Genomic DNA, 4,991 nt, shown 5'->3' on the forward strand with positions numbered 1-4,991 from the left:
TGCTCGCGATCTCGTGCAACGGCGTCGCGAATCTCCGGATTCCATAACCACAGGTAGATGGCGTTGGCGATGCCGTGCACGGTCGTGTCGGCCCCGCCGAGATACAGTTCGCGACAGATGGCCAACGCGTCGGCTTCGGACAGGTCGCCGTATTCGTTGGGCGCTTCTTTCCAAACGCGACTGATGAAATCGTCCTGCGGTCGTTCGCGTCGCTCGCGGATGTAGGGCAGCAGGATGTCATTGATGGCCTGCGACGCGGCTCGCGCATCCCGCACGCTCTCTTCGTCGTAGTAGCCACGACCAATCCATTTCATGATCTCTTCGTTGAGATGCAGCGTCTTGCGGATCAGCTGCTCGTCCTGCCAGGGCATGCCGAGCAGGGCGCAGATCACGCGCGGTGGAATCTCATCGCCGAAGTCAGCGGCCAGATCGGCGCGACCGCCCTTGGCCAGCACCCGATCCAGCATGGCCTGAATGATGGGCAGCATGATCTGCTCGCGATACGAGGCGAGCGCTTTGGGAGACAGCAGGGTTTGGTGAAACCGTCGCATGCGCGCGTGCTGTTCGCCCTGCGAGACGGTGATGTTGGCGAGCCCGCCTTTGAGCTCGACGATCAACGGGTCGGCGTCGGCATACATGTTCCGGAACAAGGCCGGCTCATTGAACTCGACATAGCGGCATAGCTCGGCATCCAGCACCAGCCAACCCTTGAGCGATTCGTCCCACACCACCGAGCCTTGCTGGCGCAGGGTCTCGTAGGCTGGAAAAGGGTCGGCGTTTTCCAACGCCCGCATGGTGATCGGACAGGCCATCAGGTCCCCCGGTTGCTCGATGGATGCGGTTGGCGACGGACAGTCGGTGCGCCACCTTGTAGGTTGAGCCTGCGGGGCGGGCCGCTCAGCAACACCTATCGAACGATAGGCTCGGCCGGCGCGGGCCTGCGGGTAGCGTCCCACCCCATGAACAGGCCCGATGACACTGCCAAAGCGCTGCCGCCCAGCGGCATGCAAGCCAAAATTGCCAACCTACGCGCCCGCCAGGAGCGCGCCCGAGAGATGGGCGGCCCGGAAGGCTTGCGCCGCCATCGCGAGTCGGGGCGGCTGCCGGTTCGCGAGCGGGTGGCGTTGCTGGTCGACAACGGATCGTGGTTTGAGATCGGCGCGCTGGGCCTGCCGGAACGACGCACTGAGCGACATGTCCCTGGCGATGCCGTGGTCACTGGTTTCGCCCGGCTCGATGGCCGGCGCATTGGCGTAGTTGGCATCGACTCCAGCGTGCTCGCCGGCACCACGGCACCGACCAGCATGCGCAAGCAAGGCAAGCTGATCGAGATGGCCCAGCGCTTCGGCTTTCCATTGGTGCTGCTGTGTGATGCCGATGGCGGGCGCATCCCGGACGTGATGGGTTGGCGCTTCAGTCATCTGCCGCTGGATTTCAAAACGTTCGTGAAATCGCCCGAAGGCCAGGCCCCGGTGCCGCGTGCGGCGGCGATTCTCGGCCCCTCGTATGGCGACTCGGCTTTGCATGCTTCGACGGCGCACTTCGTCGTCATGGTGAAAAGCGGTTCGGTCGCGTTGTCCGGCCCGTCGGTGGTGTCGGCGGCCATTGCACAGGAAGTCAGCGATCAGGAGTTGGGTGGACCGGCGGCGGCGTTGTCGGTAGGCAATGCGCTGATGGCAGTCGACAACGAGCGCGAAGCGATGGATGCCATCGCGGCGTTCTTGTCCTACTTGCCGGCGAATGCCTCGTTGCCGGCGCCTTCCGCTCAATCGCGCGCACCAGCTCGTCCCGTCACTGAGCTGGCTGAGATCGTGCCCAGCGGCGCGAAGTCGGCTTACGACATGAACTTGGTCATCGAAGCTATCGCCGATGAAGCCAGCATTCTGCCGTGGGGTACGGAGTGGGGCCCAAGTTTGATTTGCGTGTTGGCGCGCATCGATGGGCATCCGGTGGGCATCGTGGCGAATCAACCGTTGGTGGGTGCCGGTGCACTCGATCCGCACGCTCTGCGTAAGGAACATGACTTCGTGCATCTGTGCGACACGTTCAATGTGCCGCTGGTGTTCTTGCACGATGTGCCCGGCTTGCTGATCGGCACCGAAGCCGAACGCAACGGCATCTTGCATGCGTATGAAAAACTGGTGTCGCGTATCTCCGATGCCAAGGTGCCGAAAATCGGCGTGGTGATTCGCAAAGCCTATGGCGGCGGGCATTTCGCGATGGGCGGGCGGCCGACCCACCCAAGCTTTCAGTTCGCGTGGCCGTCGGCGGAGATGGGCTTCATGGCCCCCGAAGCCGGCGTGCAAACCGTGTATCGACGTCGGCTCGATCAAGTTGCGCGAGAGCAAGGCGAGGAGGCGGCCGCTCAGCTTGCGGCACAGTTGATCCAGGAGTGGGTGACGGAGTCCGAGCCATGGGAAGCGGCGGCGCATCTGTCGCTCGACGATGTGATCGAACCGGCGCAGACGCGAGATGTGATTGCGCAGGCCATCGATATCGCGTGGGGTGATCGGCCAGTGCGCGTGACTGGACATTGGTGATGACTCGTTCCGTCGACGCTTTGTTTCGGCCGTTCACGTTGAACGGCTTGCAGTTGCCGAATCGTATCGTGATGGCACCGATGACGCGCTGGCACTCGCCTGAGGGCGTGCCTGGCGCTGATGTTGCTGCTTACTATCGTCGTCGCGCCGAGAATGATTGCGGACTCATCATCACTGAAGGCACGACGGTGGATCATCCCGTTGCGTCGTACTCAGTGCGAGTACCCAACTTTCACGGCGCTGCGTTGCCTGCGTGGCGCAACGTGGTGGAACAGGTACATGACGCCGGCGGCAAGATCATGCCGCAGCTGTGGCATGTCGGCGTGTCACGTCGTCCTGCGATGGACTATCCAAACAAACATTTGCCGAGTGTCAGTCCGTCTGGATTGTTTCTGCCTGAAAAGAGCCCGGTCGCCCCGCCCGCGACTCAGGCTGAGATTCGGGCGGTGATCGATGCTTTCGCCAGTGCGGCTCGCGCAGCTCGTGAGCTTGGCTTCGATGGTGTCGCCATTCATGGCGCGCACGGCTACTTGTTCGATCAGTTCTTCTGGGCTCCCATCAATCGGCGCGATGACGAGTACGGCGGCGACCTGATCGGACGCACACGTTTCGCCGTCGAAACCTTGCAAGCGATTCGTCGTGAGGTCGGTGCCGACTTTCCGATCTTGTTCCGTATTTCGCAATGGAAAGAGCAGGACTACACCGCGAAGCTGGCGCGCTCGCCGCAGGAACTGGGTGAACTGCTGCAAATACTGGCGACTGCCGGCGTCGACGCCTTCGATTGTTCGCAGCGGCGCTACTGGGAGCCGGAGTTTCCCGACTCGTCGCTGAACCTCGCGGGTTGGGCCAAGCAACTCACCGGCAAAGCCACGATGACGGTGGGCAGCGTGGGGTTGTCCAAAGAGCTGGTCACGCGCGGTTCGGAAGCGTTGGGGCAACGCGCTGAAGTCGCCAACCTCGATCCGCTGTTGGAGCGATTGGAGGCGGGCGAGTTCGATCTGGTCGCGGTGGGGCGCGCCATGCTGGCCGATCCCGAGTGGCCGAAGAAAGTTCGGGAACAGCGCTTCGATGAGTTGCGCCCTTTTACACCGCAGGCGCTGGAGAATTTGTTTTGAAGCCGGCAGTTCGAAAATTCAACTCGGTGCTCATCGCCAATCGCGGCGAGGTGGCGGTCCGAGTCATTCGCGCTTGCCGCGAGCTGGGCGTTCGGGCCATCGCTGTGTATAGCGATGCCGATGAAGGCGCGCTTCACACTCGCCTTGCAGACGAAGCACATAGGCTTGGAGCAGCGCCAGCGCGTGAGTCCTACCTCAATGTTGCAAAGATCATTGCTGTCGCTAAGGCGAGTGGCGCGGAAGCGGTGCATCCAGGCTACGGGTTGCTGAGTGAGAACGCAGAGTTTGCTCAGGCAGTGATCGATGCCGGGTTGGTTTTCATCGGGCCGGCGCCAGCAGTGATTGCGCAGATGGGTGACAAAGTCGCCGCTCGCGAAGCTGCTCGGCGCAGCGGTGTGCCGCTCCTGCCCGGATCATCGGGAACAGTGGCCGATGCATCCGTGGCGACTGAGAGCGCATCGCGCATCGGCTTTCCGCTGGTGGTTAAAGCGTGTTTCGGTGGCGGCGGTCGTGGCATGCGCATCGTGCATAGTGGTGGTGAGTTGGCGGCGGCGCTGGAGCAGGCCGCGCGTGAGTCCAACGCGGCATTTGGTCGGGCCGATGTATATTTGGAACGCTATGTTTCCAAAGGCCGCCACGTCGAAGTGCAGGTGCTTGGGGATAGTCACGGTAACGTCGTGCATCTGGGTGATCGCGACTGCTCAGTGCAACGTCGTCATCAAAAGATGATCGAAGAAGCACCAGCGCCAGCTTTACCAGAGGCGTTACGTACAGCCATCGCCACTGCGGCGGTTCGCTTGGCGAAGGACGTGGGCTACTTCAGCGCGGGCACCGTTGAGTTCTTGGTCGATGTGGCCGCCCGCGAGTTCTATTTCTTGGAAATGAACACGCGCTTGCAAGTCGAGCACGGCGTGACCGAGATGGTGACGGGCATCGACATCGTCGCTTCGCAGTTGCGCATCGCTGCAGGCGAGCCGCTGGGCTTCTCGCAACAGCAGGTGCAGATCGTCGGTCACGCCATGCAGGCTCGCATTGCGGCCGAAGATCCTTGGCAAGGTTTTCAGCCGCAGCCTGGCAAGATCGACAAGTTGCAGCTGCCCATGGGCCCTTGGTTGCGGCTGGATTTTGGCGTCGAGTCGGGCGACAGCATTGCCAGCTATTACGATTCCATGTTCGGCAAGTTGCAGGCGCAGGGCCAGGATCGCGACAGTGCACGGCTGCGCTTACGCACCGCCCTGGATGCGCTGAAAGTTGTAGGATTGCCGACGACCGCGCCTTACTTGCGTGAAGTGTTGAGCCAGCCGGATTTCATCGCTGTGAAGCACGATACCGGTTC

The 4,991-nt window shown here is 62.2% G+C and carries 4 protein-coding genes; 3 read left to right on the plus strand and 1 reads right to left on the minus strand.

What is annotated here, in order from left to right; genetic code table 11:
• A partial coding sequence (locus tag JNL55_RS34575) for a cytochrome P450 (RefSeq protein WP_293865635.1) occupies positions 1 to 812 on the minus strand: 812 nt, incomplete at its 3' end.
• A 147-nt stretch (positions 813 to 959) separates the two neighbouring features.
• Between JNL55_RS34575 and JNL55_RS34580 the strand changes: the two genes are divergently transcribed.
• From JNL55_RS34580 to JNL55_RS34590, 3 genes are all read left to right on the plus strand, one after another.
• Positions 960 to 2,540: an acyl-CoA carboxylase subunit beta gene (locus JNL55_RS34580; protein ID WP_293865638.1), complete on the plus strand. Its 1,581-nt coding sequence runs from the start codon at positions 960 to 962 to the stop codon at positions 2,538 to 2,540.
• Positions 2,540 to 3,655 carry an NADH:flavin oxidoreductase gene (locus JNL55_RS34585; RefSeq protein WP_293865640.1) on the plus strand — a complete coding sequence of 372 codons (1,116 nt, stop codon included), beginning with the start codon at positions 2,540 to 2,542 and terminating at the stop codon, positions 3,653 to 3,655. The genes JNL55_RS34580 and JNL55_RS34585 overlap by 1 nt, the downstream gene beginning before the upstream one ends.
• On the plus strand, positions 3,652 to 4,991 hold a 1,340-nt coding region (locus JNL55_RS34590; protein WP_293865643.1), incomplete at its 3' end, for an acetyl/propionyl/methylcrotonyl-CoA carboxylase subunit alpha. The genes JNL55_RS34585 and JNL55_RS34590, both read left to right, overlap by 4 nt.

The organism is Steroidobacter sp. (genome assembly GCF_016790065.1).
Lineage (GTDB): Bacteria > Pseudomonadota > Gammaproteobacteria > Steroidobacterales > Steroidobacteraceae > Steroidobacter.